Below are 22,674 nucleotides of genomic sequence, written 5' to 3'. Positions count from 1 at the left end.
CCTCACCGGGCCGGCATCCGCGGCGACGGACGGGAGGCCCCCAAAGTGCTGAAGGCCAAGACCAAACTGGTGGTATGCCAATGGTCCACTCTGCGGAGCGGGAGTGGGGAGTTGGTCCCGCGGGGTGAATTCAGCCCCAGGTACCGCTCAAGGGGCAGCGCCGCGGTGACGGAGAGCGCGGGGGCCAGGCACAAGCCGACCAGATGCATGCGCCATTCCTCGCGCGCCCAGTTGTTTCCAACCCGGCCCGCGTTCCGCTGGCGCACGAACATGACGGTGTACGCCGCGACATACGGCGCCGGATACGCCGCCAGAAGTCGGTGTCCTTCCGTGCCCCACATCAGGTAGGACCTGACGATCCAGGCCAGGGCGGCCGCGCCGGCGAGATGTGCCACGACGAGCACGGGCATCGGCTGGGCGCCGCGCCTGGCCAGTGCGGGACCGTCCACCACCGCGACGTCACCGCCGCACGCAACCTCCTGGCCGCCGGACGGGCTAATGCTGAATTCCTCAACTTATGGGTATAAAGGGTTTGTTGGGGAGTGCGCTGGGGGTGGATTATGCCGGGGTTACTGCGGGCTCGGCCTGCTTCGGGTCCGGATGAGGCGCTGATGATCGACCGGCTGACGAGAGCGCGGAAGGCACCGGCTGACCTGGTACTCAGAGCACAGATCATTGTTCTGAGCTGGGACGGTCTGCGGGTGGCGGCGATCGCCGCGGAGCTGGGGTGTCATGCGAAAACGGTGCGGTGGTGGCTGCACCGTTTCACTGAGCTGGGGGTGGAGGGGCTGGAGGACCGGCCGGTCGCGGGCCGGCCGCGCCGGATTACCGAGGTCGAGAGGTCCCGAATCATCGCGCTTGTCAGACAGGCGCCACCGGGGCGTCTGACCAGGCACGAGGACGGCGAACTGGCGGCGCAGGACGAGTCAGGGGCACCGCAGTGGACACTCGACGCCCTGGCTGAGGCGGCCCGCCGCGGCGGCATCGAAGTGGGCCGGTCCCAAGTCCGCAGAATCCTGGTGGCCGAAGGCGTCCGATGGCGCCGCACCCGTTCCTGGATCCGTTCGAAGGACCGGGATTTTGAGGGAAAAGGACGCGGGTCGTCGGCCTCTACACCTGCCCGCCCGCCGACGCGACGGTCATCTGCGTCGACGAGCTCGGACCGGTAATCCCGCGCACCTTCCCGCCGGCGCCGGGCTGGTCGCCGGACGGACATCGCATCAAAGCAGAACTCGACTACGGCCGCGGCCCGGAGAAAACCTGGGTCTACGGCGGCCCTCGTGTCCGGGACGGGCAGCAGGTCACCATGACCGCTCCGTCTCGCAATAGTGCCTTCTACCAGCAGTTCCTCCAACGCCTCGAGGAAGCCAACCCTGCAGGCGACATCTATGTGGTGACCGACAACCTGTCCTCGCACAACAGCCTCTCGACCCGAACCTGGCTCGAGGACCACCCCCGTATCCACCACGTCTTCATACCCGTTAGCGCTTGCTGGCTCAACCTCCAAGAAGGCTGGTGGCGCATCTTCCGCAAAGCCGCACTCGCCGGCCAAAGTTTCGCCGGACCCAACGAAATCACGCACGCCACCGAACTCGCGACAATCCAACTCAACGCCCGCGCCAGACCCTGGATCTGGGGCCGACCCACACCACCCACCCGACACCTCCGCAGACGTTACGTCTACTGCATTTGAGGAATTCAGCACTAAACGCCTCACGGAGCGCAGGTAGGACCAGGGCGAGAGTTCCGGCACGGCGCATTGAAGCAGGAAGCCACCGAGATGGTCAGGCGACGTGGCAGGAATCCCCGTCCTTTGGACGGGGAGTACGTCATTTTGTGTCGTCGAAAGTCCATACAGCGCGGGTGCCCGGGCCGACGATGAGAGTCGACCGGCCGATTCGTTCCTCCTGCCGGTACTTGACGGGCCGGTTGAGCGACATCTGGACCTGCCGCAGGCCCACCTTGTCGCGTGCAACGGCGTCGAGTCGGATCGTGGTGCCGCCTCCCTGCGCAACGATGCCGCCGCCCGCCGCCCGCCGTGGGCCGTGGGCCGAACGTCGAACCCGCCGGCGTGCAGCAACGGCGCGGTGGGGGCCCGGGCGCGGGGGGTGACCGCGAGACGGATGGAGGTCACGTCACGCATCAGGTGGCTGCGGTAGTCGTCGGACAGATAACGCTCTCGCCCGACGTCACCGGGGCGCGGGAGATCCTGGCGCACGAGGCGTACCCGGCTTCGTCGATCGCGGTCGGCCGCTCGGAGCGCGGACAAATAATGCACCTCAAAGAGGTCGTGGTCGACGGACTCGACGTCATCACCGGCAGCACCAACTGGTCAGCCTCCGGTGAGGGGTTGCAGGACAACGCGCTCGTCGTGATCCGGGACCCCATGGTGGCGGCCGAGGCACGCACCCGCGTCGACGCCATTCATCACCACATGCTGGCCGCCGCGGCGAAGAAGGCCCCGCTCTCCGCCCCGATCATCGAGACTGCGTAACCCGCCAACCCTTCACGACCCCTGATTTGGAGGCGCCGTGACCCGCATACGCGCCCTGCTCGCCGCCCTGGTCCTCTCCGCCGCGATGCTGCTCGGTGGTGGAGCGCCCGCGTCGCAGGCCGTTGTGGCGCCGGTGGCGTTCCAGGTCACCGGAGTCGATCTACACGACGGCATGCTGACGAAGGACGGCGCGACGTTCGTCCTGACGGGCACGATGTACGGCTGCGGCTTCACGTGGCAGACGGACGGCACCCCGTTCTGCGGGTTCGGCGTGTCCACCGCTCCGTCGCTGGCCGGACCGTGGTCGACGCCCAAGCTCCTCTTCGACCCGAAGTCGACGATCAACGCGCAGTCCGGGTGGACCCGCAACGCCTGGACGTGGCAGCAACTCTGTGGCCATTACGGCGCCGGCTGCTTCAACGCACGCCTCGTGCAGCGCCCCGACGGGGTGTGGCTGCTCGCCTTCAACGCCCCCGCCGACTACAACATCGACCACTCCAACGCCTACTACGTGATGGGCTGCAACAGCTCGACCGGTCCGTGCGGCACGCAGGCGGGCCCGCCCTACGGGTCGACGCACAAACCATCACTGACCAGGTGTATTGGTAACGGGGACTTCGCTATCATCGGGAGTCCCGCTGCTGGTGAGGCCATCGAGTGCTCACTGCCCGGTGCCTCCGGTCTGAACATCGAGTTGCTCGACAAGTGGTGGTCGAACGGGACTGGCGCTGGTCAGACGAACCTCGCGAACCTCGGCCAGCCGAACGGGATAGAGGGGCCGGGGGCATTCCAGGATCCGGCTACGGGGCTGTGGGTGAGTACATACTCTGACCCGATGTGCGGCTACTGCGCCGGGGTTGCGACCGGATACGCCACCTCGCCGAACCTGCTCGGCCCCTGGACGGCCCCAACGAACCTGGCCGCCGCTGGCCTGCCGGTTGCCGCCCGCCGCGACATCTCCGCCGGGTCTTGCGGCGGCCAACCCCGCACGGTGTCCGTGATCGACGGGCAGGCATACCAGGGCATCGACCTGTGGACCGGGACCCGCAACCAGACCGCGGCGGGCCTGTTGTTCGTGCCGCTGACCATGGGCACCCCGTCCGGGACCGCGGGTGACGGGCAGGTGTGGCGGCCGCCGCTCACCCTCGCCTGCTGACCGTCCGACCTCGCTCCCGCTGCCTGCCTCGTGCAGGTGGCGGGGCGGTTCGCTGTGTCCGCTGACCGTATAATCGGGGTGCGGCCTTGGTGCGCTAAGGATCTCAGGGCTGACGAATTCTGCCGCCTCTCATTAGAGACGAGTAAGCCGAATGCCGTCATCTGCTCGCCGCCGCAGGTCCGTTGCTGAACGCTTCTGGACGAAGGTCAACAGGGGTGCCCCCGAAGACTGCTGGACATGGAACCGGAGCCGCAACTCCCATGGATACGGCCAGTTCAAGGTGCTGTCGGGCGCCTCTCCGCAGAAGGCATCACGATTCGCCTGGGTCCTCACGCACGGCCCGATACCCGGTGATCTGATCGTCTGCCATCGCTGCGACAACCCGCCGTGCTGCAATCCCGGGCATCTCTTCCTGGGGACGCATGCCGACAACTCGGCCGACATGATCGCCAAGGGTCGGCAACGGTTCGGGGATCCATCTGCCCTCGGCGAGCGTGTACGACGCCTCAGCGATGAGGAGATTCACGAGGCGCGACGGCTCCACTGCGCCGGCCAGTCGTCCCGAACAATAGCCCGCAGGTTCGGCGTGCATCACACGACGATCGTCCGGCTCGCGAACGGGAGGCACTGGAGCAACTTCCCTACGGAACGCGAACCCGCCTGACCTGCCACACTGTCCCTACGGCAAGACGCGCACGCCGACGCCGCTTGACGGCCAAGGTCTCTCGGAGCCCGCGTAAGTTCGCCCCCGTCTGGCCTTCGGGCCGGGCGGGGGCGGCTTTGTCGTACCCGCCTGCCATGGTGGTTGTCGGCGGACGCGCACGCCTTGTCGGCGCGGAGTGGGGTCGGGCCCGAATGCCGGGCGCGGCCCCACGCACCTGCTGGGGCTGCCTGTCACGCGCCGGAACAGGCGGCGAGCGGTCGTCGTGCACGGCGCGGGTTAGCCGGCGAGTTGTTCCTCGATGACGGCCTGCGCGATCTCCGTGACCTGATCTGAAGTGAGGCCCTGGCAGGCAGGGGGTCGGGTGGGGGCGCCCGTCAGGTTGACGGTGCCGGGTTCGTACTGGGCTTTGATCGCGGCGCGGCAGGCCGCTGCGGCTGAGCCTGCGGGTGGAGCGGCGGTTGTGGCTGCAGCTGGCGGTGTTGTGGTGCCGGCCGGGTCGGGTTTTGGGTCGTTGGAGCAGCCGGCGAGGAGCAGGGTGGCGGCGAGTATGAGCGCGGCGGCGGTGTGGCGGGTGTGCATGGTTTCCCCCCTTGATCTGGTGGGGGGAGTGTCCCGCTTGCGGAGGTGGGGTGTGGGGGTCGTGATCGGGTTGTGACGCGGGGCGGGCGTCAGCCCTGCGGCTCGTCCGCTCGCCAGCCGTAACCCTCGGCGATGAGGCGAAGGGTTGGGCACGGCCACGCTTCGTTCGACCCGCCGCAGACCCGGCACTCGTCGATCTCGGAGCCGTCGGGCAACGAGTACTGTGCGTGCTCATCGAGCAGCTTCCGGTCTGAGGCAATCCGGCGGAGGACTGCGGCGGGATCGTGGCGGGCGATGTGTTCGGCGGTGGGTTCCTCGGTTTCGAGGAGGTGCATGTCCTCGTTCATCACCCATGCGCTGCCCGATCCGTCGGGGGCGGACAGCCATTCGTTGCCGCTCGCTGCTTCGGCGTCGTGCTGCGCTGCGTCCATGGCTGCGCGGAGGTAGGTGAGCATGGTGTCTGCGGTGGTCATCGGGTTGGCTCCGGTTCCTCGCGTGGCTGTGGTTCAGAGTAAAGCGGAGGGCCGTGCGGCCGGGTGTCCGGCGGCACGGCCCGAGGGCTGAGGCGGGGAGGGTCAGGCGGTGCGCTCGACGCTCAGAAGTACGGGTCGTGGGTCGGGCAGTCCGATTCATGCTTCGGGATCCGGCAGCCGGAGACATCAGCCGGTGCGCCGCAGTGCTCGCACTCGGGGACGTGGGCGACGGGGACGGAGACGAGGACATCCGGGTGGAACCAGCCCTCGTGCCCGTCATCGAAGCGGACGCGGACGCAGAGCACGCCGTCGATCCGCTCCGTTCCCGTGACGATTCCGGTGTCCTCCGGGCCGTTTGCGGTGCTGTAGACGTGGTGGCCGGGGGCCTGGATGGTGACGGTCATGGGGGGCTCCTTGCTCGGGTGGTGCGCGGGCGGGCGGTCAGGCGGCGAGGCTGAGGATGTGGGCGGCGATCGAGTGCTTGCAGGCGTACCGGCCCTTGACGCCGGCCGGGCAGGAGCACGCGGCGCGGTGGGTGCCGTCGGAGGAGGGGGCGAGGTAGATGCCGGGGCGGAGGGGGATGAGGGCGCCTTGCTCGATGAGTTCTTCGGCTTTGGCGATCTGGTGGGGCTTGTACTGGGCGATGATCTGGGCTTTGGCGGCGGCGCGGATCTTGGTCTGGCAGGTGCGGCCGTAGCCTCGGGCGGTGCTGGCAGTGGCGGTGAGCTTGCGGCCGCAGCGGAGGCAGTTGGTGTGGGTTGCGGCCTTGGTGTTCATCGTGTCCCCCGCTGGTCCGTGCCGGTTTCTGTATTACAAGAATGCACCCGCCGAGTCTTCCCGTCAAGCCTTGTCGCCAGATCAACGTAGGTTTCTGTAATACACCGCACATGCCAGCGCCCGACCGACCTTGAAGGCCGGCCGGGCGGGAGAGTGGCTCAAGCGGTCCGCTTGATGGTCTGTCGCCCGGTGATCGGGTTGGTGGCGGCGACCTTGAGGGTCTTGGCCATCCCCTGGAGCCAGCGCTCTCCGCCGCCCGTGTGAGCGATCCCCGCGTCGGCCATCTCGCCGAGCAGGTCGAGGAGCTGCCAGGGGGTCAGGGCGTTGACGTACTGGCAAACGATTCCGCCGAGGCGGCCGGTCGCGATGTGCTGGTCATAGGAGCGGAGGGCGCCGAACGCGGGGCGGGCTGCGTCGATGAGCTGTTCGCGGTAGCCGTACTCCTGGCCGCTGATGACGAGCTCCATGCCGAGTCGCAGGATCTCTGCGTGGCAGGTCGATGCCCTTGCGGTAGCGGCGGGTGGTGACGCCGATGTGAAGGTAGGCGCGCATGTCGCGGGCGAATCGCTGCCCGCTGGTGAGTCCCGCGCGGATCTTCGCCGCGCGGGCGACCTTGGCCTCGGCGACGGCGAGGGCGTCGAGGGCCTGCTGGGGAGAGTCGTAATCGCGGGGGTAGTCGCCGGCGCGGCTGGCGCCCCAGAGGCCGGCCGGGAGGATTCTGACGATGATGCCGCTGGCGGTCCAGGTGCTCCAGCCGGCAGGCGTGAACGTGAGGGGCTGGCCGTCGAAGGTGGCGGTGCCCGGCTCCGTTGCGATCGTCATCATTTCCGTCTCCCCTGCCTGCGGTCCGTTTCTGTAATACAAGAATGCTCCCGTCCGACAGGCTTGTCAACCCCCTTGGGCAGGTGGATACTAGTTTCTGTAATACAGACCCCGAGGAGACCCATGGCCCGCCCCGCCACCGGACAGACGAAACCCATCTCGTTCCGCCCCCCGCCGCAGCTACTCGCCGAGTTCGACGCGACAGTCGAGGACGGACGCACCAGGTCCGACGTCCTCATCGAGCTCATGCATGACCGCGTGAAGAAGAAGCAGCGCGGGCAGACGGCAGGAGCCCCCGCCCCCGGTCCCTTCGCTGTCCCCGTTGAGCGCGAAGAGGCGTGGGACGTGGTCTCGACCACGATGAAGCAGCCCGACCCGGGGAGCGGGACGTGAGCGCCCCGCCCGACCAACCCACGTGCGGGGCAACCACCGTGTTCTGGCCGGACGACGAAGCCTGCGACGCCGTGTGCGTCCTGCTGCCCGGCCACGAACCCGCTGACGTCCACGAGGACCAGATCCTCGGCGAGTGGACCGAGGACGACATGGTCACCAACCCGGGGAGCAGCACGTGACCACCATCGTCCGCACCGTCGAGACCTGCCGCAGCGTCCCCTCCCAATGGGACGCCTGGACCAGCACCGGCCAGTACCTGTACCTCCGCTACCGGTTCGGCATCGGCACCGTCGACGCCTACGACAGCCCCGACGAAACGACATGGCCCGACCACCCGCTCGGCACCCTGGCCCGGTTCGGCGAGAGCAACTGGGACGGGACGATCGAGCTGGAGGAATTCTGCGAGCGGGCCGGTCTGGTGCTCGCACCGGATGCAGTGCAGGTGCCGTGGGCGGAATACGACGGACGGCGGGCGTAAGGCGCGGGCCGGGCCTATGCCGCTTCGGCGAGCCCGGCCCGGACCGCCGTCAGGTACACCGCCCGCAGCCGGGCCAACTCCGCCAACTCCCGAGGCCCCCACGCGACCCGGCCCGCAGCGAACCGCCTGATCGCGGCGTTCGCCTCAGCGGCAGACGGCACAGCAGGGCCGGGCGGAGGGGTGGGGGGCATGATCACAAGTCTAAGCGCCGGGTGTGACAGCGGGAAGAAGCCGGTGGTGAACGGCATATGACGGGCCTCAGGTCGCGTCGTGCCGCGCCGCAATGTCGTCGATCCGCGCCGCCAGGCTGAAGTCCGACGAGGTCAGCCGGTTGCCCGCGTCGTGCGTCGTGATCCCGAACCGTACCGTCTCCCACCGCAGATCGATATCCGCGTGATGGCCGATCAGCCGCGAGATGTCGGCGACGTGCACGATCAGCGCCACCCCACCGTGGTACCGGCCAGTGCGGAACGTGCGGGTGATCTCATCCCCGGACCGCTCCCACCCCGGCAACGCTTCCAGCTTCGCCGTGATCTCCTCATCCGACAGCACACCCATGTCAGCCCCTCTCGACCACTGGCGCCAGCACCTCGGAAAGATCCCGGCCGATCGGGGCATCCTGCCACGGCCGCATCGCCCGCTCCAGAGTCCCCAACTCCCGGCGCATCCGCGCCGACCCGGTCTCGACCGCGATCGTCGCCGCCTCCCGCGCGATCTCCACCGCCTCATCCGGCTGCCGTGCAGCAGCAGCCGCCGACGCATGCCGGGCCAGATACACGCCGCGGTCACGGCGCGCCGTCGTGGGCACCCCGGCCAGGACCTGCGTCCACAACGCGCCGGCCTCTTCGCCGAGCCCGAGCCGCCCGTAGCAGGTGGCCCGCTGCACCTCCAGATAGCCGGGCGTCCTGCGGCACGCGTTGCCCCACGGCAGGTCATCGTCGACCCGGCCGATCAGCCCGCCGGCCTCATCGATGAGCCGGTCGACCGCGGTACGGTCCTGGAGCAGCGACGCCCCGTGCGCCTGCTGCTGCAACGCCATCACGCGCACCTTCGGGGCCAGGCCGGACGCGTCCTCGAGGGCGGCTTCGCACAGGTCGACGACGCCGAGCCCGTCACCGAGGTCGGTGCGGACCTGCGCGTGGTTGACCAGGGAGTACCCGATGAGGTGGACGTCCCTCGAGCGGAGCGCTATCTCCTGCGTGACGCCCCGCCAGAACGCCGCGGCGCCGAGGTCTCCCGCGTCCTGGTAGAGCCAGCCGACGAGCGCGGCGTAGGCGGCACCGACCCGGAGCAGGCCCCGGCGGGTCTCGCCGGCCGAGGTTCGCACGAGGTTGTCGATCAGCTTGTACTGCTCGGAGACCGTGCCGATCAGATCGTGCGGCCCGAGGAGCATGTCCGCCCGGTAGTGCCCCTCCAACTGCTGCTGGAAGTAACCGATCAGCGCGGGGTCGACGTGCCGGGGCGCGACCGGGCCGGCGGTCAGTGCGGCGGCCGTGACCGCGACGAGGGTGCGGCGGCTCACGTCGACCCCATCGTCCTCGTCGAGGTCCAGTCCGTCGGGCGCCACGAAGCCGAGGCGCTCCGGACCGACACCGAACGCGGCGTGCAGCGCAGTGGCGTAGTCCTCGCGCGGCCAACCGGGCTTCGCGGACTCCCAGCGGCGCCAGGTGCGCGGCGCCACCTCGAACGACAGGTCATTCAGGGCTTCCTTGCCTGCGGCGGTGACACCGCGGGCCGCGGCCTCCTGCGAGCGCCATCCGCGCCGTAGGCGGGCCGCTCTCAGACGGTCATTGTTCTCTGGCATGGGCTCGTACCCCCGAGCATGGCCGCTGAGTGGCCGCGAGTGGCCGCTTGACGACCTAGTTGGCGCAGTCGTAAGACGCCCATCATCCAACTATGGCGAGATCAACGGCAGGTAATGACCCGACACGAACGGCTGACGCGGGCCAGCCCATGCCGCCGCTCGCGTTCATCTACGACCGGCACGCCACGCCGTCGACCGGCATGATGGCGGTCCGCATAGAGGGATGCCGCGAGTACGCCGCAGAGCTGCGGTACGAGGTGGCGGGCGCGTGGATCGACACCGGCGACCACGCCCTGGCCGACGACCACCGCCCACAGTTCGACGCGATGCTCGACGCACTGGCCGGCGCCTCCGTCGACCGCACCGTGCTGTGCCTCGTCAACGGCCTCGACCGGATCAGCCGCGATCCCGGACGGTGCGGCCACTTCCGCTACCGGGTCCACATGGCGGGCGGCTGGACGGAGACGACGACCGGCAGCCACGACCGCCCCGGCGACACGCGCGCGGGGGCGCTGACCGAGTTTCCGTTCGCCGTGGTACCCGGGGCCGCATCGTGACCGCGTCGGCTCTGGTCGCGCTGACGGGCATGTGCCAGGCGGCGAAGGGCGACAAGACGCTGCACAGGCAGTGCAACGGGAACCGGGACGTGTACGCGTACAACGCGCCCAAGGGTGAGCCGCCGGTGATCCGGGACCGGTGCGGGTGCGACTGCCACAAGGACGCTTCGTGATGCCCGCCTGGTGCCCCTGGTGCAAGGTCGAGGTGTCGGAGGACGACCGGATCATGGTCGGCGTCGTCGAGGTCGCCTCCGGACCCGGACGCCCCGTCTACGCCTGCGACGCGTGCAAGGTCGCGTACCGGATCGTCGCCTTCGCGGACCATCTGACCGACACCGACGGCAACCCCCGCTACACCGACCGGGAGCCGTTCGCGCCATGGTCACGCCATGCCTGACCGCTCCTGCTGCCTGGCCGCCCCGCCCGTGATCGGTTTTCTGGCGTTCCTCGCCGTCCTGATCGGTGGCGGCGGCGTATGGGGGCTGCTCCACCCATGAACGGGGCCGTCGCCTGTACGCCCCCCGAGGGCGGCGGTCCTTCACAACCCGGGTGATTCAGTTCACCCAATCGTGAGCGGACTCGGGGGGCTCATCAGGTGTGAGGCGGGCAAATGAGGGGGATGGAAGCGCTTCCCCTGGTTCGTGCATATGCCTTTCGAACAGTCATGTCAGCCGCTACGGTCGTGGGCATTCCCCCACCTCAGCCGCCATCTGTCCCGAGGGAGGATCAGATCAGCCGTCTCTACAGGCCCGCCCTGGGCATCCAGGCGAGTCCGCACCAGCAGCAGGGCAATCGTGTCGATCGGCAGCCGCAACGCCTCAGCCTGGCCCCGATTCAGGGCCACCGTGTCGACCTCAACGGTGAACCCGGCGTGGGCCTTCCGGGTCGTGCCGCGCCACCAGCTAGTGATCAGCAGCGAGGACCGGCCCTGCGGATCCCAGCACTCCAAGGACTCCGTCTGCAACCGGACACCCAGGGGAACATCGAGGCCCGCAGCCAGATCCGCGGTGGCCCGGACGGGCGTGGTGTCCGTCGTCTCGGAACCGTAGGGCCACGGGGCGTCCGGGTTGGTGAGAGTACGCACAGCAGGAGGGTGCGCCACCCACGGGCGTTGGCGCTGCTCACTGTCGAGAACTCCCTCCTGACGGAGCAGCACGATCGCCAACCGGATCGTCTGCTCGTGCACCCGGTACTCGACGCCGAGGTCGGCCCGGGAGGGGATCTGCTCGCCGGGTCTCCAGTCGCCGGCCGCGATGCGTCGCCTGAGGTCGGCGGCGATGCGACGGTGGCGCGCCATGGCGGCGGCGGGCATTTAGACCCCTGGCGATGATCATCCTGATGGGATCGCCAGCGTAGGAAGAGGCTCAGCCTCTTGATATATCCAGGGCCGCCATGAGGTGTGGCCCTCCATGAACTCGGCGCCGGATTCAGAGTCTGTCCGTCGTCGTGAGGCCATCCGCCTGCCGTGTACCCCTTCTAGCGGTGGGCGGATGGCCACAAATTGTGTCAACGCTCGATCAAACTCACTCATTTGAGTGACCACATTGATCGTAATCGCTGGCCAGGGCTCTCGTTGAACACGTTGCCGGCCCCGGATCGCCTCCCATCCCCAAGTGGTATCGATCCGGGGCCGGTTTCGTCATGCCCCCGGCGGGCCCGGGGAGAGGTGGGAGATGGGCGGGAGACGTTCAAGGGGGGTAGGCGCTAGTATCCGCTAAATCTCGCCAATAACAGCTAGGCCTACAGGCTGTGAGCAGGCACTATTCCCCAGGAAGGATCGATGACCTGGCCCTTAGATTTCAGCCTTCGACATCTACGAGGTGTCGAAGGGCCGCGGCATCTTCCAGATCGAGTCCAACTTCGGCACCTCGGCCGCCATGATCGAGATGCTGGTCTACTCCCGCCCCGGCCACATCGAGCTGCTGCCCGCGCTCCCCGAAGCCTGGGCGCGCTCCGGATCGGTCACTGGCGTCGGGGTACGCGGTGGCTTCGTCGTCGACCTGCGCTGGCAGGACGGAAAGGTCACCGAGGCGCGGCTGCGCAGTGTCGGCGGACGCAGCACCACGGTGTCCTACGGGGGAGTGGCCCGCGATCTCAGCCTCAAACCGGGCGGCTCCGTCACCCTGCGGGACGTCGGCCGATGAGCCGCCGTCCGTGGTTCCCGCACCGTGGCCGTGCGGCAGGACTCGTCTGCGCTCTGGTCGTCGCGCTGTGCGCACCGGCCTCCGCGGCGTCGGCATCGGCAGCGCGCACGTCCTCCCATCAGGTGGTGACGTGGGGGGCGAGCGCAGACCGGATGGGTACGGCGGTCGCCGATCACAGCTACCGGCCTGTCGTCCGTACCAGCGTCGGCGGCGGCAACCCGCGCATCCGGCTGTCCAACGCGTTCGACGACCCCCCGGTGACGTTCGACAGCATCTACGCCGGACAGCAGAAGGACGGTGCGCAGCTCGTCCCCGGCAGCAGCCACCGACTCACTTTCAGCGGCGGGCCGGCAGTCACGCTGGCGCCGGGTGCCACCGTGTACAGCGATGCGCTGGCCGGATCGCTGGGGGCCCAGAGCAATCTCGTCATCAGCCTGCACGTGGTGGCGGCCGAGGGGCCGGCGACTGGCCACGGCATGGCCATGCAGACGTCCTACGCGGCCGGCGGCGACCACGCCGGTGAGGAGGGCGCGGGCAGTTGGACCGAGCGGATCGGATCGTGGTTCTACCTCGACGCGGTCAGTGTGGAGACCGGGGCGCAGACCGGCGCCGTGGTCACGCTCGGCGACTCGATCACCGACGGCTGGCAGTCGAGTACGGATACCAACCGCCGGTGGCCCGACTACCTCTCCCGGCGGCTCCAGGGCGCGGCCGGTACCGGCATCAAGGGAGTCGCCAACGAGGGGATCTCCGGCAGCAAGGTGCTGGCGGACGGCGCCGGGCAGAGCGCCCTGGGGCGGCTGCAGCGCGATGTGCTCTCGCAGCCCGGGATCCGCACGGTGTTCCTCTTCGAGGGCATCAACGACATCAAGGCGCACAGCGGTGTCACGGTCGCCGATCTGGTCGCCGGATACCGGCAGATCATCGACCGGGCGCACGCGGCGGGCGCCTGCGTCGTCGGCGCCCGGGGCGGTCCTGATCCGACGGCCTTCTCCGACGGCCTGACGGCGGGTCCGACCGGGCCCCGTCGTCGGGCCGTCGTCAGGCTTTCGTCACTGTTCGGAACTGTTCGAAGAATCTAACACTATCCTCATATCCGTCTGCGACGATCTCCGGTGTGCGACTCAGGAGCCGCACATCAGGGGAGAGGTACGCAGATGCCAGGCGCGCGGGACGAGACGTACGAACATGATGGGGTGGCCCCGGAGGAGATACCCGAGGCCACGGCCGACGGCCCGCCCGCCCCGACAGCGCGCGGAACCGGCCGTCGAATCAAGAGAATCGTCGCCTGGACGGCAGCCGGCACGCTGGTGCTGCTGGTCGTCTCGGGCGGCGCGATCTACTACCGGCTCACCGGCAACATCAAGAGTTTCCCCGCCGAGGCGATCAGCCGGGAGCGTCCGCCCGCCGCCGTACCCGACGCCACCGGGAACACCCCGGTCAACGTCCTGCTCATCGGCTCCGACTCGCGCGGCGGTGCCAACAGCAGCCTCGGTGGCGGAGAGAGCGGCACCGCCCGCTCGGATACCACGATCCTGCTGCACGTCTACGCGAACCACAGGCACGCGATCGGCATCTCCATTCCCCGCGACACCCTGGTCACCATCCCCGCCTGCCGTCTGTCGGACGGGACATGGACCGGCGAGCGGTCCCACACCATGTTCAACGAGGCGTTCTCGGTGGGGGAGACCGACGCGGGCAATCCAGCCTGCACGCAGAACACGGTCGAGAAGCTCACCGGCCTGCGGGTGGATCACACCATCGTGGCGACCTTCGAGGGCTTCGCGGCGATGACGAAGGCCGTCCACGGGGTAGAGGTCTGCCTGCCGAACGACATCTACGACCGCGACATCAACCCGAACCTGGGCGCCAGGGGAAATCTGGTCCTCAGCAAGGGCAAACAGAACGTCCAGGGACAGCAGGCCCTGGACTACGTGCGGCTGCGGCACGGTATCGGGGACGGTTCCGACATCGGCCGGATGATGCGCCAACAGGCCTTCCTCGGCTCGCTGGTGTCCAAGATCAAGGGGCAGGGCATCAAACCCACCACGTTGCTGCCGCTCGCGGACGCGGCGACCAGGTCGCTGGTCGTCGATCCGGGTCTCGACTCGGTCGCGAAACTGCTGGAATTCGGCTCGTCGCTGAAGAACATCGACCTGCACGAGCTCAAATTCCTGACCACCCCCTGGCGCTTCAGCGGTGAGCGCGTCGAGTTGGTCCACCCCGAGGTCGACACCCTGTGGGCCACCCTCAAGGCCGACCGGACCATCGACGGGCAGAACGCCACCGGGTCGCAGACCGCTGCTCCTGCGGCGGGGTCGCCGTCGTCCGCCCCGGCCGTTCCGCCACCGACGGCCGGGATGGACGGTGCGGGCATCCGGCTCGTCGTGCTCGACGGCACCGCGACCACAGGTCTCGCGGGCAAGGCGGCGAGCGCCCTCCAAAGGGCCGGCTTCAGCGTCAGCGGCACGGTCGCCGCAACCGCCCAGCCGTACGACACGACGGTCGTCGAGTACGGGGCCGGCCGGCGCGCCGACGCGCAGAAGGTCACCGCCCAATTCCCCGGCGCCACCCTAGCGCCGGTCTCCGCCGCCGGTATCCGGCTCGTCCTCGGCAAGAACTACACACCCGGCCAGGACGCGGCGAAGCCGGCCGGAGCACCCACCGCGCTCCCCTCCACCGTTGTGGCCGACGCCCGCTCCGCGGACCAGGACACCTGCGCCAACACGGTCTTCGGCTCCGGCGGCTGACGGCCCGAAGGTTCTCCTGGTTCACCTACCTGGAAGAGTCCCGCAATGGCCGTTCCATGTCTCCGCCGTTGCCCAACCAACAGCCGGACGGGACAACGACCCCGTAGAGGTCGTCGATCGTCGCGAGCGCGCTGTGGTGGAGCTGTTCGGCGGACACGTCGGAAACCGCTGTCCGAAGAGGCCTGGTCGCGCAGGCGTCGGCGACGACGGTGGGCCGGTTGCCGCGCAGGAACGCGCCGGACGCGGTGAAGGCCACGCACATGTGGGTCATGAACCCGGCGATGATGACGTCCTTGTTGCCGGCGGCGTCGATGTGTTCGCCCAGGTCGGTGTCGACGAACGCGTTGGGAACGGTCTTGACGACGACCGGTTCGCCCTCGATGGGCGCCACACTGGGGTGGATCTGGCCGATCTCGGTTCGGATGTCGTACGGGGTTCCCTCGCCGCCGTCGTTGATGACGTGGATGACCTTCGCGCCGGCGGTCCTGGCACTGGCCAGCAGTGCGACGGCCGAGTCGAGGGCTGCCTCCCATCCCGCCAGCTCCATCACGCCACGGGTGTAGGTGTTCTGGTAGTCGATCAGGATCAGCGTCGCACCGGCCAGTGATGCCGGAGTCTGATCGAAGCTGTTGAGTTCACGCAGGGTTGTCGTAGGCATGGAGGCATCCTCTTGTGATGGGTGTCGAAAGGTTTGGGCCACCGCGTGATGACTGTGTCCAACGTTATGATGTGCCACGCGTGGCGGCAATGTCATGCAACTTGCAGATACGGACATCGTCGCGGCACTGCTGCCGACCGGACGGAGACCCCTTGAGCAGCATCAAACGGTTCATCGTCGTCGTCCTCTTCGACGGCGTCGACCTGCTGGACGTCACCGGCCCCCCGGAGGTGTTCTCCCTGCTGCAACGAGAGGTGGACGACGGGACGGGTTACCACGTCGTTCTGGCCGCCGAAACCATGGGCCCCGTCACCACTTCCGCCGGAGTTCGCGTCCTGCCCGATGCCACCTTCCAGGAAGTGTCCACGAGGAGTATCGACACCCTCATCGTCCCCGGCTCGGTGGAAGTCGACGACCAACACCGCGTCCACGCCCTTGCCGACCCCACCGTGGTCAACTGGGTGAAGACACTCGCGGGCAGGACACGCCGCGTCACATCCGTCTGTGTGGGAGCACATATCCTCGCCGCCGCCGGGCTGCTGGACGGCAAGCGCGCCACCACCCACTGGTCGACCGCCCAGCAACTCGCCACCGACCATCCGTCGATCGAGGTCGACGCCGACCCGATCTTCATCCGCGATCACGATGTGTGGACCGGCGCGGGCATCAGTGCCTGCCTCGACCTGTCACTCGCCCTCGTCGCCGATGACTTCGGCGAGGCCGTCGCCCTTCGCGTCGCCCGGCAGCTCGTGATGTACCTGAAACGCCCGAGTGGGCAAAGCCAGTTCAGTGTCCCGATCGAGCCCGTCTCGACATCGCGACGCATCGACGATCTCCGCCACTACATCACGGGGAACATCGCCGGACACCTCACTGTCGCCGACCTCGCCGGCCACGCCCACGTCAGCGAACGACAGCTCACCCGAATCTTCAAGAACGAACTCAGCATGACCCCGGCGGCCTACATCGAATCAGCTCGCGTCGAAGTGGCGCGCAACCAACTGGAATCCACGGATGATTCCCTCGCACGCGTCGCGTCCACCTGCGGCTTCCACACGACCGACACCCTCATCCGTGCATTCCGCAGGAAACTCAACACGACACCGACGGAGTACCGAAATAGATTCCGGCATTCCGCCTCATAGGCCGGTGAACAGGAGATCGAGGCTGAGAGCAACTGCATCGGCAGCCCCCAGCCGGTCACCGGCTGCGCCCCGGTGGTTGTCAGCTGTCGGTCGGTGGCAGGCGATGGACCGCTGAGGGCGACTGTGGGCGTTGGCCGCCTCCGCTCGCGATCATGCGTACCTGGCCCGAGTCGCTGATCTCGGCACGGATGATCTTGCTTGCGTCGACATAGATCGGATAGCCGCCCGACCCGATCGCCGTCGTCGCGAAGACCTCGACGACCTGCTGGGCGGGGGCGCCGTCCACCGGGAGAGGGTTGGTGAAGGTGAGCTCGAAACCCGGACGCTCGGACATGGGGTACTCCCAACGGTGAACGTATCCAGTAGGCATCTCGGAGGCGACAAGGCCCGTCAGTGGTCGCACAGCCGCACCGGGCGGGCCGCGGCTGTGCCGATCCGGGCTCAGACGGACATCGCCACGAACACCGCGGGCGTCGAGCGGAGGCCACGGTGCGCCTCAGCCCGGTCCGTGCGCGGTGCGAAGACATACTTCGACGCTACGACTGCCGCAGGCGGCACGCGACCGCAGCCGATCGATGCACCACGGCGGGATCCGTTCCACACAGGCGCCACCGTCTCAGGGCGCGCGGCGTGATCCGACACTGCCGCGGTACGGGCTCCGACGGCTCGCACCGAGGCCGTGGCGCAGAGGCGATAGCTCGGCGTCACCGTGTCGTCGCCGCGGCAGTGGCCTGAGCTGGAGATCGCCGACCGAAGCGCTCCTCGCCCCGGGTGCGGCCGCGGGCCTGGATCCTTTCGATCTCCTGCTATGCGTCGTCGATCGGGTATCCGAGGTCTTGAGGCATGCGCACCCGCGTCTGGACCGACAGCACTCCGTCGGGTGGAGTCTGTGCCGCGACGGGCGATGCGTCCGCTCGCACATGAACCTTCGGCCGGCCCGACCGACGGCCTATCGCACCGAGAGAGCCCTTCGGACTGAGGACGTCATGATCAGACGAGGTCGAACCGGTCGAGGTTCATCACCTTGTCCCACGCCGCGACGAAGTCATTCACGAACTTCTCCTTCGCGTCATCGCCCGCATAGACCTCCGCGACCGCGCGCAGTTCGGAGTTCGACCCGAAGACGAGGTCGGCACGGCTGCCCGTCCACTTGACCTCGCCCGTAGTGGCGTCGCGACCCTCGAACGTGTTCGCGTCCTCGGACGTAGCCTTCCACGTCGTGCCCAGGTCGAGCAGGTTGACGAAGAAGTCGTTGGTCAAAGACCCGGGGGACGTGGTGAAGACGCCGATCGACGACTGCTGGTAGTTCGCACCCAGGACGCGGAGGCCACCGACGAGGACCGTCAACTCGGGGGCGCTCAGGGTCAGCAGGTTCGCCCGGTCGATCAGCAGGTACTCGGCCGGCAGCCGGTTGCCCTTCCCGAGGTAGTTGCGGAACCCGTCGGCGGTCGGCTCGAGCGCCGCGAACGACTCCACGTCGGTCTGCTCCTGCGACGCGTCCACGCGGCCCGGCGTGAAGGAGACCTTGACATCGAAGCCGGCGTCCTTGGCGGCCTGCTCGACGCCCGCACCACCGGCGAGCACGATCAGGTCGGCGAGCGAGACCTGCTTGCCGCCTGTCCGGGCGGCGTTGAAGGCCCCCTGGATCCCCTTCAGAGCGCGCAGCACCGTCGCCAGCTGATCGGGCTCGTTGACCTCCCACCCGCTCTGCGGCTGGAGGCGGATGCGCGCACCGTTGGCACCGCCGCGCTTGTCGCTGCCACGGAAGGACGAGGCCGACGCCCACGCGGTGGACACGATCTGGGACACCGACAGGTCCGAGGCGAGGATCTGGCCCTTGAGGAGGGCGATGTCCTCGGCGTCGATGAGCTCGTGCGTCACTGCGGGGAGGGGGTCCTGCCACAGCAGCGTCTCGGCCGGGACCTCCGGGCCGAGGTAGCGCACGACCGGTCCCATGTCGCGGTGGGTCAGCTTGAACCACGCGCGTGCGAAGGCGTCCGCGAGCTCCTCGGGGTTCTCGAGGAAGCGTCGCGAGATCTGCTCGTACGCCGGGTCGATGCGGAGCGAGAGGTCGGTCGTCAGCATCGTCGGGGCGTGGCTCTTCGACGGGTCGTGGGCGTCGGGGACGGTGCCCGCCCCGGCGCCGTCCTTGGGCCTCCACTGGTTCGCACCGGCGGGGCTCTGGAACAGCTCCCACTCGTTGCCGAACAGGATCTCGAAGAAGCTGTTGTCCCAGGTCACCGGGGTGTTCGTCCAGATGCCCTCGAGGCCGCTGGTGATCGCGTCCCCGCCCTTGCCGGTGCCGAAGGAGTTCTTCCAGCCGAGGCCCTGCTGCTCCAGCGGGGCAGCCTCGGGGTCGTCGCCGACGCTCTCCGCCGGGCCCGCGCCGTGGGTCTTGCCGAAGGTGTGGCCGCCCGCGATCAGGGCGACCGTCTCCTCGTCGTTCATCGCCATCCGGCGGAACGTCTCACGGATGTCGCGGGCCGCGGCCAGCGGGTCAGGGTTGCCGTTGGGGCCCTCCGGGTTGACGTAGATGAGGCCCATCTGGACCGCGCCGAGGGGGTTCTCCAGCTCCCGGTCGCCGGTGTAGCGCTCGTCGTCGAGCCAGGTGGTTTCGGGACCCCAGTAGACGTCCTCGTCGGGCTCCCACACGTCCGCACGACCGCCGCCGAAGCCGAAGGTCTCGAAGCCCATCGATTCCAGAGCGACGTTGCCGGTGAGGATCATGAGGTCGGCCCACGAGAGCGCCTGGCCGTACTTCTTCTTGACCGGCCACAGCAGGCGGCGGGCCTTGTCGAGGCTTACGTTGTCCGGCCAGCTGTTGAGGGGGGCGAAGCGCTGCTGCCCGGCCCCGGCGCCGCCGCGGCCGTCGCTGATCCGGTAGGTGCCCGCGCTGTGCCACGCCATCCGGATCATGAGTGGGCCGTAGTTGCCGAAGTCGGCCGGCCACCAGTCCTGCGAGGTCGTCAGCACCTCCGCGATGTCCCGCTTCACGGCCGGGAGGTCGAGGGTCTTGAACGCCTCGGCGTAGTCGAACTCCTCGCCGAGGGGGTTGGCCACGGCGGGGTTCTTGGCGAGGATCTTCAGGTTGAGCCGCTCCGGCCACCACTGGCGGTTTCCGCCGCCCTGCGTCGGGTGCGGGGCGCGCCCGTGCGCGACCGGGCAGCCACCTCCGCCCTCCGTCTTCGCGTCTACGACGATTGCATCATGGTTCTCAGACATGGAAATCCTTCCGGACCAGGCGGATCACGTGGCTCAGGAACTGCGGTCGGTGGAACAGTCGGGGCAAAGGCCCCAGTAGATGACCTCGGCCTCGTCGATCGAGAAGCCGTGGTCGTCGTACGTCATACACAGTCAGACAGGTAGCCTCGCCGATCGCGCAGTCGACATCAGCGACGCGACGCGTCCCTCGAACCGGGCCGGGCTGCCGGCCGGTTCGATGCGGCATACGAGTCCCGCGGCGGTGAGCGCGTGGAGGGCCTGACACCCGACTTGAGGGAGATGCGGCCCACGCGATCGCGTGCCCCGGGGGATCGCCTCGACGCCGAGGTGGTCACCGTCCCGGACGGTCTCGAACAGCGCGACGCGGGTAGCCGTCACCCCCAGGCCGGCACCGCGCAGCACCTCGGCGGTGGTCCTGTCACGTTTCTGTCTCCTGCCGTACTGGAGTCTTCCTGTCCCTTGGCTATCGCCGGAACCGATCCTACAATGGACAGATTCCAAGTCAAGAAGCGCGCCAAACCCCTATCGAATCGGAACCCGGACTTCCATGGGTAAACTTCGGGTATCCCACCGAACCTGAATAGGTGAACCGATATGAGTGACCTGCTGGAACGACTGCGCGGGCGTGGCTGGCGGATGACCTCCCAGCGGCGTGTCGTTGCGGAGGTCCTCGATGGCGACCACGTGCATCTCACGGCCGACGAGGTGCACGCCCGCGCGGCACAGCGGCTGCCCGAGATCTCCCGGGCGACCGTCTACAACACCCTGGGCGAGATGGTTACCCTCGGTGAGGTCATAGAGGTCTCCACCGACGGCCGCGCCAAGCGCTACGACCCCAACGCACACCACCCGCACCAGCACCTGGTGTGCTCCAACTGCGGCACCATCCGCGATGTCCACCCGACCGGCAATCCACTGGCCGACCTCCCGGCGGAGGAGCGCTTCGGCTTCACGGTGGCCGAAGTCGAGGTCACCTACCGCGGGCTGTGCCCCTCCTGCGCCTAGGCGCAGGAGGGGCACAGCCGCCTGGTGACGGGTGCGTCGTCTCGAAGCGCGCAGCACTCCCGTCTCGGCGCATCCCTGCGTTCGCGGGACGCTCGACCAATCCCCGCGCCCGGGCGCCGATGTCGCTGAGCAGTCGTGCGGCCCCCCGGCGCGGTGGCCGCGACCCTGGCCGGGTCGCACGGCCACCGCGCCGGGAAGTGCTCAGTGGCGGGCGATGTTCGGGGCGATGTCCTCGTAGAACGGGGCTGACGGCGTGGTCACCGCAGACTGCTTCGAGGACGGGGCTGGGGCCTTCGGGGTGGGGGTCTTGCCGCAGAAGGCTGCTTCGAGGGTGTTGCCGAGGATGGTGTTCACATTGCCGTTGTTGGAGGTGTTGGCCATCGAGCTGACGCTGCGGCGGCCGTCGCGGGTGGTGAAGGCGTACGAGTAGAAGCCCTGGACGGTGCCGGTGTGGCCGTAGACCGAGATGCCGCAGGACAGGTTGCGCTGGCGCAGGCCGAGTCCGTAGAAGCGGGTTCCGGTGGTGTCGCTGGGGGTCATCTTGAGCATCTCGGTGAGCATGCTCGCGCTGAGCAGACGGCCGCTCAGCAGGGAGGAGAAGAAGCGGTTGAGGTCATGGGAGTTCGAGACCATCGCACCGGCGGACTGGGCCCACGAGACCGTCTGGTCAGTGGAGTCGACCAGCGGAGCGCCCGCCTGGTCGGGGGTCAGGTAGCCCTTGATGTGACGACCCGGGATGGTGGCGCGGGGGTGTACGTAGACGGTGTCGTTCAGGTGCAGAGGACCGATGATGCGCCGCTGGTACTCGGTGCCCACGGGGTGACCGGTTATCTTCTCGATCAGTGCGCCGACGACCACGAAGTTGGTGTTGGAGTACTGGTAGGCGGCGCCCGGCTTGGCGGTCATCGGGTGGGCGAGCGAGAGCTTCACCAGCTCCTGGTACGTGAACACCTTGTTCCGGACCGCCTCGAACCCGGGGACGGTGCTGGCGAACATGTCGTTCGTGTAGTCCCACAGGCCACTGCGGTGGGTCAGCAGGTGCCGCACCGTGATCGTCGAGTCGGGCAGCAGACCGGGCAGGTACTGGTTGACCGGCGCGTCCAGGGAAACCTTTCCCTCACCGACGAGCTGCAACAGCACCACCGTCGAGAAGGACTTGGTAATGCTGCCGACACGGAAGCGCGCATCGGTGTCCATGGCCTGCCCGGTGGAGCGGTCGGCCACCCCGGCGGTCTCCCGGTAGACGGTGTTCCCGCTGTCGATACGGGTCATCACCCCTGGCGCGCCTCCGGCCATCACCTGCGCGAAGATCTGATGCAGGGCATCGAGATCCGGCTTCTGCAGCCCGTCGCTGGGCGCCTGCCGAGTAGCGATCCCCTCCACGGCTCGGGTCGCGGACTGAGCCGCGAAGGCCGGGACCGGGGTGACGACGAGAGCCAGCACCACCGCGCCCATCGCCGCGCGGTGAACGAACTTGCCTTGCACCATGACGCTCCTGTTCATCTGGGGAAAAAGACGCGGCCGGTGACGCCTGCGACGCCTGATGCTCCGGT

29 protein-coding genes and 3 pseudogenes are annotated in these 22,674 nt (G+C 68.4%); 16 read left to right on the top strand and 16 right to left on the bottom strand.

Going from position 1 to position 22,674, the window contains the following annotated elements:
• Positions 1–2: 2 nt before the first annotated feature.
• Positions 3–449 (bottom strand): hypothetical protein, encoded by a 447-nt coding sequence (locus QMK24_RS30415; RefSeq protein ID WP_283470039.1) that lies wholly within the window; start codon positions 447–449, stop codon positions 3–5.
• A gap of 162 nt (positions 450–611) precedes the next feature.
• On the opposite strand from QMK24_RS30415, the gene QMK24_RS30410 reads away from it, so the two are divergent.
• Positions 612–1,169 carry a helix-turn-helix domain-containing protein gene (locus tag QMK24_RS30410; protein ID WP_283470038.1) on the top strand — a complete coding sequence of 186 codons (558 nt, stop codon included), beginning with the start codon at positions 612–614 and terminating at the stop codon, positions 1,167–1,169.
• Positions 1,142–1,693 (top strand): transposase, encoded by a 552-nt coding sequence (locus QMK24_RS30405; RefSeq protein WP_349362005.1) that lies wholly within the window; start codon positions 1,142–1,144, stop codon positions 1,691–1,693. Before QMK24_RS30410 ends, QMK24_RS30405 begins: the two co-directional genes overlap by 28 nt.
• Positions 1,694–1,829: 136 nt before the next feature.
• Here QMK24_RS30405 and QMK24_RS30400 read toward each other — a convergent pair.
• Positions 1,830–2,197, bottom strand: a pseudogene (locus QMK24_RS30400) (DUF5829 family protein); the annotation flags it as partial.
• Between the two features lie 75 nt (positions 2,198–2,272).
• On the opposite strand from QMK24_RS30400, the gene QMK24_RS41985 reads away from it, so the two are divergent.
• The 3 genes from QMK24_RS41985 (at position 2,273) to QMK24_RS41980 (ending at position 4,314) form a co-directional block, all read left to right on the top strand.
• Positions 2,273–2,494, top strand: coding sequence for a phospholipase D-like domain-containing protein (locus QMK24_RS41985; protein ID WP_502989167.1), 222 nt, complete (start codon positions 2,273–2,275; stop codon positions 2,492–2,494).
• Positions 2,495–2,531: 37 nt separating this feature from the next.
• On the top strand, positions 2,532–3,650 hold the full coding sequence (locus QMK24_RS30390) for a glycoside hydrolase family protein (RefSeq protein WP_283470036.1): 1,119 nt from the start codon (positions 2,532–2,534) through the stop codon (positions 3,648–3,650).
• A gap of 151 nt (positions 3,651–3,801) precedes the next feature.
• Positions 3,802–4,314, top strand: coding sequence for an HNH endonuclease (locus tag QMK24_RS41980; protein WP_502962675.1), 513 nt, complete (start codon positions 3,802–3,804; stop codon positions 4,312–4,314).
• Positions 4,315–4,590: 276 nt separating this feature from the next.
• On the opposite strand, the gene QMK24_RS30380 is transcribed toward QMK24_RS41980, so the two are convergent.
• The 5 genes from QMK24_RS30380 to QMK24_RS30360 form a co-directional block, all read right to left on the bottom strand.
• Positions 4,591–4,893: a hypothetical protein gene (locus tag QMK24_RS30380; RefSeq protein ID WP_283470034.1), complete on the bottom strand. Its 303-nt coding sequence runs from the start codon at positions 4,891–4,893 to the stop codon at positions 4,591–4,593.
• A gap of 89 nt (positions 4,894–4,982) precedes the next feature.
• On the bottom strand, positions 4,983–5,348 hold the full coding sequence (locus tag QMK24_RS30375; RefSeq protein ID WP_283470033.1) for a DUF6221 family protein: 366 nt from the start codon (positions 5,346–5,348) through the stop codon (positions 4,983–4,985).
• 140 nt (positions 5,349–5,488) lie between these two features.
• Positions 5,489–5,770, bottom strand: coding sequence for a hypothetical protein (locus tag QMK24_RS30370; protein ID WP_283470032.1), 282 nt, complete (start codon positions 5,768–5,770; stop codon positions 5,489–5,491).
• A 37-nt stretch (positions 5,771–5,807) separates the two neighbouring features.
• The gene (locus tag QMK24_RS30365; protein WP_283470031.1) at positions 5,808–6,143 is read right to left on the bottom strand and encodes a DUF6011 domain-containing protein; all 336 of its coding nucleotides are present in this window, start codon (positions 6,141–6,143) and stop codon (positions 5,808–5,810) included.
• A gap of 158 nt (positions 6,144–6,301) precedes the next feature.
• The gene (locus QMK24_RS30360; protein ID WP_283470030.1) at positions 6,302–6,610 is read right to left on the bottom strand and encodes a hypothetical protein; all 309 of its coding nucleotides are present in this window, start codon (positions 6,608–6,610) and stop codon (positions 6,302–6,304) included.
• A gap of 478 nt (positions 6,611–7,088) precedes the next feature.
• On the opposite strand from QMK24_RS30360, the gene QMK24_RS30355 reads away from it, so the two are divergent.
• Genes QMK24_RS30355 through QMK24_RS30345 form a run of 3 tightly spaced genes read left to right on the top strand, consistent with a single transcriptional unit; the run spans position 7,089 to position 7,836 of the window.
• Positions 7,089–7,358, top strand: coding sequence for a ribbon-helix-helix domain-containing protein (locus QMK24_RS30355; protein WP_283470029.1), 270 nt, complete (start codon positions 7,089–7,091; stop codon positions 7,356–7,358).
• Positions 7,355–7,537, top strand: a complete 183-nt coding sequence (locus QMK24_RS30350) for a hypothetical protein (RefSeq protein WP_283470028.1) — start codon at positions 7,355–7,357, stop codon at positions 7,535–7,537. Before QMK24_RS30355 ends, QMK24_RS30350 begins: the two co-directional genes overlap by 4 nt.
• The gene (locus QMK24_RS30345) at positions 7,534–7,836 is read left to right on the top strand and encodes a hypothetical protein (protein WP_283470027.1); all 303 of its coding nucleotides are present in this window, start codon (positions 7,534–7,536) and stop codon (positions 7,834–7,836) included. The genes QMK24_RS30350 and QMK24_RS30345 overlap by 4 nt, the downstream gene beginning before the upstream one ends.
• A 14-nt stretch (positions 7,837–7,850) precedes the next feature.
• Here QMK24_RS30345 and QMK24_RS30340 read toward each other — a convergent pair whose 3' ends face one another.
• The 3 genes from QMK24_RS30340 to QMK24_RS30330 all read right to left on the bottom strand — a co-directional run bounded on the left by QMK24_RS30340 (position 7,851) and on the right by QMK24_RS30330 (position 9,640).
• Positions 7,851–8,027, bottom strand: a complete 177-nt coding sequence (locus tag QMK24_RS30340) for a hypothetical protein (protein ID WP_283470026.1) — start codon at positions 8,025–8,027, stop codon at positions 7,851–7,853.
• A gap of 67 nt (positions 8,028–8,094) precedes the next feature.
• Entirely contained in the window at positions 8,095–8,394 is a 300-nt protein-coding gene (locus QMK24_RS30335) for a 4a-hydroxytetrahydrobiopterin dehydratase (protein ID WP_283470025.1), read from the bottom strand.
• A 1-nt stretch (position 8,395) separates the two neighbouring features.
• Positions 8,396–9,640 (bottom strand): NsdA family TPR-like regulatory protein, encoded by a 1,245-nt coding sequence (locus QMK24_RS30330; RefSeq protein WP_283470024.1) that lies wholly within the window; start codon positions 9,638–9,640, stop codon positions 8,396–8,398.
• A gap of 92 nt (positions 9,641–9,732) precedes the next feature.
• Between QMK24_RS30330 and QMK24_RS30325 the strand changes: the two genes are divergently transcribed.
• From QMK24_RS30325 to QMK24_RS30315, 3 genes are read left to right on the top strand one after another with little or no spacing between them, the layout of a single operon-like run.
• Positions 9,733–10,197 carry a recombinase family protein gene (locus QMK24_RS30325; RefSeq protein ID WP_283470023.1) on the top strand — a complete coding sequence of 155 codons (465 nt, stop codon included), beginning with the start codon at positions 9,733–9,735 and terminating at the stop codon, positions 10,195–10,197.
• Positions 10,194–10,370: a hypothetical protein gene (locus QMK24_RS30320; protein ID WP_283470022.1), complete on the top strand. Its 177-nt coding sequence runs from the start codon at positions 10,194–10,196 to the stop codon at positions 10,368–10,370. Before QMK24_RS30325 ends, QMK24_RS30320 begins: the two co-directional genes overlap by 4 nt.
• The gene (locus QMK24_RS30315) at positions 10,370–10,594 is read left to right on the top strand and encodes a hypothetical protein (protein WP_283470021.1); all 225 of its coding nucleotides are present in this window, start codon (positions 10,370–10,372) and stop codon (positions 10,592–10,594) included. The genes QMK24_RS30320 and QMK24_RS30315 overlap by 1 nt, the downstream gene beginning before the upstream one ends.
• A 270-nt stretch (positions 10,595–10,864) precedes the next feature.
• On the opposite strand, the gene QMK24_RS30310 is transcribed toward QMK24_RS30315, so the two are convergent.
• Positions 10,865–11,509 carry a GntR family transcriptional regulator gene (locus QMK24_RS30310; protein WP_283470020.1) on the bottom strand — a complete coding sequence of 215 codons (645 nt, stop codon included), beginning with the start codon at positions 11,507–11,509 and terminating at the stop codon, positions 10,865–10,867.
• Positions 11,510–12,002: 493 nt separating this feature from the next.
• Between QMK24_RS30310 and QMK24_RS30305 the strand changes: the two are divergent.
• From QMK24_RS30305 to QMK24_RS30295, 3 genes and pseudogenes are all read left to right on the top strand, one after another.
• Positions 12,003–12,341: pseudogene (locus QMK24_RS30305) on the top strand (glycoside hydrolase family 95-like protein); the annotation flags it as partial.
• Positions 12,338–13,423, top strand: coding sequence for a GDSL-type esterase/lipase family protein (locus tag QMK24_RS30300; protein WP_283470019.1), 1,086 nt, complete (start codon positions 12,338–12,340; stop codon positions 13,421–13,423). The pseudogene QMK24_RS30305 and the gene QMK24_RS30300, both read left to right, overlap by 4 nt.
• A 75-nt stretch (positions 13,424–13,498) precedes the next feature.
• Complete coding sequence (locus QMK24_RS30295; RefSeq protein WP_283470017.1) at positions 13,499–15,091, top strand: LCP family protein; 1,593 nt, start codon at positions 13,499–13,501, stop codon at positions 15,089–15,091.
• Between the two features lie 25 nt (positions 15,092–15,116).
• Here QMK24_RS30295 and QMK24_RS30290 read toward each other — a convergent pair whose 3' ends face one another.
• Entirely contained in the window at positions 15,117–15,749 is a 633-nt protein-coding gene (locus QMK24_RS30290; protein ID WP_283470016.1) for a cysteine hydrolase family protein, read from the bottom strand.
• 152 nt (positions 15,750–15,901) lie between these two features.
• Here QMK24_RS30290 and QMK24_RS30285 point away from each other — a divergent pair, with 152 nt between their 5' ends.
• Positions 15,902–16,894, top strand: a complete 993-nt coding sequence (locus QMK24_RS30285) for a GlxA family transcriptional regulator (protein ID WP_283470015.1) — start codon at positions 15,902–15,904, stop codon at positions 16,892–16,894.
• A 79-nt stretch (positions 16,895–16,973) separates the two neighbouring features.
• Here QMK24_RS30285 and QMK24_RS30280 read toward each other — a convergent pair whose 3' ends face one another.
• The 3 genes and pseudogenes from QMK24_RS30280 to QMK24_RS30270 all read right to left on the bottom strand — a co-directional run bounded on the left by QMK24_RS30280 (position 16,974) and on the right by QMK24_RS30270 (position 20,494).
• Positions 16,974–17,228: a DUF6296 family protein gene (locus tag QMK24_RS30280; protein ID WP_283470014.1), complete on the bottom strand. Its 255-nt coding sequence runs from the start codon at positions 17,226–17,228 to the stop codon at positions 16,974–16,976.
• Between the two features lie 656 nt (positions 17,229–17,884).
• Positions 17,885–20,116 (bottom strand): catalase/peroxidase HPI, encoded by a 2,232-nt coding sequence (gene katG / locus QMK24_RS30275; protein ID WP_283470013.1) that lies wholly within the window; start codon positions 20,114–20,116, stop codon positions 17,885–17,887.
• A gap of 33 nt (positions 20,117–20,149) precedes the next feature.
• Positions 20,150–20,494, bottom strand: a pseudogene (locus tag QMK24_RS30270) (Fur family transcriptional regulator).
• A gap of 216 nt (positions 20,495–20,710) precedes the next feature.
• Between QMK24_RS30270 and QMK24_RS30265 the strand changes: the two are divergent.
• Positions 20,711–21,121, top strand: coding sequence for a Fur family transcriptional regulator (locus QMK24_RS30265; protein ID WP_283470012.1), 411 nt, complete (start codon positions 20,711–20,713; stop codon positions 21,119–21,121).
• A 201-nt stretch (positions 21,122–21,322) separates the two neighbouring features.
• On the opposite strand, the gene QMK24_RS30260 is transcribed toward QMK24_RS30265, so the two are convergent.
• On the bottom strand, positions 21,323–22,609 hold the full coding sequence (locus QMK24_RS30260; RefSeq protein ID WP_283470011.1) for a serine hydrolase domain-containing protein: 1,287 nt from the start codon (positions 22,607–22,609) through the stop codon (positions 21,323–21,325).
• Between the last annotated feature and the right edge of the window lie 65 nt (positions 22,610–22,674).

The organism is Streptomyces sp. PH10-H1, assembly GCF_030063355.1.
In the GTDB taxonomy this organism is placed as follows: domain Bacteria; phylum Actinomycetota; class Actinomycetes; order Streptomycetales; family Streptomycetaceae; genus Actinacidiphila.
The sequence above is the reverse complement of the archived record's forward strand: the minus strand, read 5'-3'. Positions and strand labels throughout refer to the sequence as shown.

Bases quoted from the DNA above. Each gene is read 5' to 3' on its own strand.
- QMK24_RS41985 (WP_502989167.1), top strand. From the start codon at position 2,273: ATGCACCTCAAAGAGGTCGTGGTCGACGGACTCGACGTCATCACCGGC.
- QMK24_RS30310 (WP_283470020.1), bottom strand. From the start codon at position 11,509: ATGCCCGCCGCCGCCATGGCGCGCCACCGTCGCATCGCCGCCGACCTC.
- QMK24_RS30365 (WP_283470031.1), bottom strand. From the start codon at position 6,143: ATGAACACCAAGGCCGCAACCCACACCAACTGCCTCCGCTGCGGCCGC.
- QMK24_RS41980 (WP_502962675.1), top strand. From the start codon at position 3,802: ATGCCGTCATCTGCTCGCCGCCGCAGGTCCGTTGCTGAACGCTTCTGG.
- QMK24_RS30340 (WP_283470026.1), bottom strand. From the start codon at position 8,027: ATGCCCCCCACCCCTCCGCCCGGCCCTGCTGTGCCGTCTGCCGCTGAG.
- QMK24_RS30370 (WP_283470032.1), bottom strand. From the start codon at position 5,770: ATGACCGTCACCATCCAGGCCCCCGGCCACCACGTCTACAGCACCGCA.
- QMK24_RS30410 (WP_283470038.1), top strand. From the start codon at position 612: ATGATCGACCGGCTGACGAGAGCGCGGAAGGCACCGGCTGACCTGGTA.
- QMK24_RS30360 (WP_283470030.1), bottom strand. From the start codon at position 6,610: ATGGAGCTCGTCATCAGCGGCCAGGAGTACGGCTACCGCGAACAGCTC.
- QMK24_RS30315 (WP_283470021.1), top strand. From the start codon at position 10,370: ATGCCCGCCTGGTGCCCCTGGTGCAAGGTCGAGGTGTCGGAGGACGAC.
- QMK24_RS30265 (WP_283470012.1), top strand. From the start codon at position 20,711: ATGAGTGACCTGCTGGAACGACTGCGCGGGCGTGGCTGGCGGATGACC.
- QMK24_RS30290 (WP_283470016.1), bottom strand. From the start codon at position 15,749: ATGCCTACGACAACCCTGCGTGAACTCAACAGCTTCGATCAGACTCCG.
- katG (WP_283470013.1), bottom strand. From the start codon at position 20,116: ATGTCTGAGAACCATGATGCAATCGTCGTAGACGCGAAGACGGAGGGC.
- QMK24_RS30375 (WP_283470033.1), bottom strand. From the start codon at position 5,348: ATGCTCACCTACCTCCGCGCAGCCATGGACGCAGCGCAGCACGACGCC.
- QMK24_RS30325 (WP_283470023.1), top strand. From the start codon at position 9,733: ATGGCGAGATCAACGGCAGGTAATGACCCGACACGAACGGCTGACGCG.
- QMK24_RS30295 (WP_283470017.1), top strand. From the start codon at position 13,499: ATGCCAGGCGCGCGGGACGAGACGTACGAACATGATGGGGTGGCCCCG.
- QMK24_RS30330 (WP_283470024.1), bottom strand. From the start codon at position 9,640: ATGCCAGAGAACAATGACCGTCTGAGAGCGGCCCGCCTACGGCGCGGA.
- QMK24_RS30335 (WP_283470025.1), bottom strand. From the start codon at position 8,394: ATGGGTGTGCTGTCGGATGAGGAGATCACGGCGAAGCTGGAAGCGTTG.
- QMK24_RS30300 (WP_283470019.1), top strand. From the start codon at position 12,338: ATGAGCCGCCGTCCGTGGTTCCCGCACCGTGGCCGTGCGGCAGGACTC.
- QMK24_RS30380 (WP_283470034.1), bottom strand. From the start codon at position 4,893: ATGCACACCCGCCACACCGCCGCCGCGCTCATACTCGCCGCCACCCTG.
- QMK24_RS30355 (WP_283470029.1), top strand. From the start codon at position 7,089: ATGGCCCGCCCCGCCACCGGACAGACGAAACCCATCTCGTTCCGCCCC.
- QMK24_RS30260 (WP_283470011.1), bottom strand. From the start codon at position 22,609: ATGGTGCAAGGCAAGTTCGTTCACCGCGCGGCGATGGGCGCGGTGGTG.
- QMK24_RS30280 (WP_283470014.1), bottom strand. From the start codon at position 17,228: ATGTCCGAGCGTCCGGGTTTCGAGCTCACCTTCACCAACCCTCTCCCG.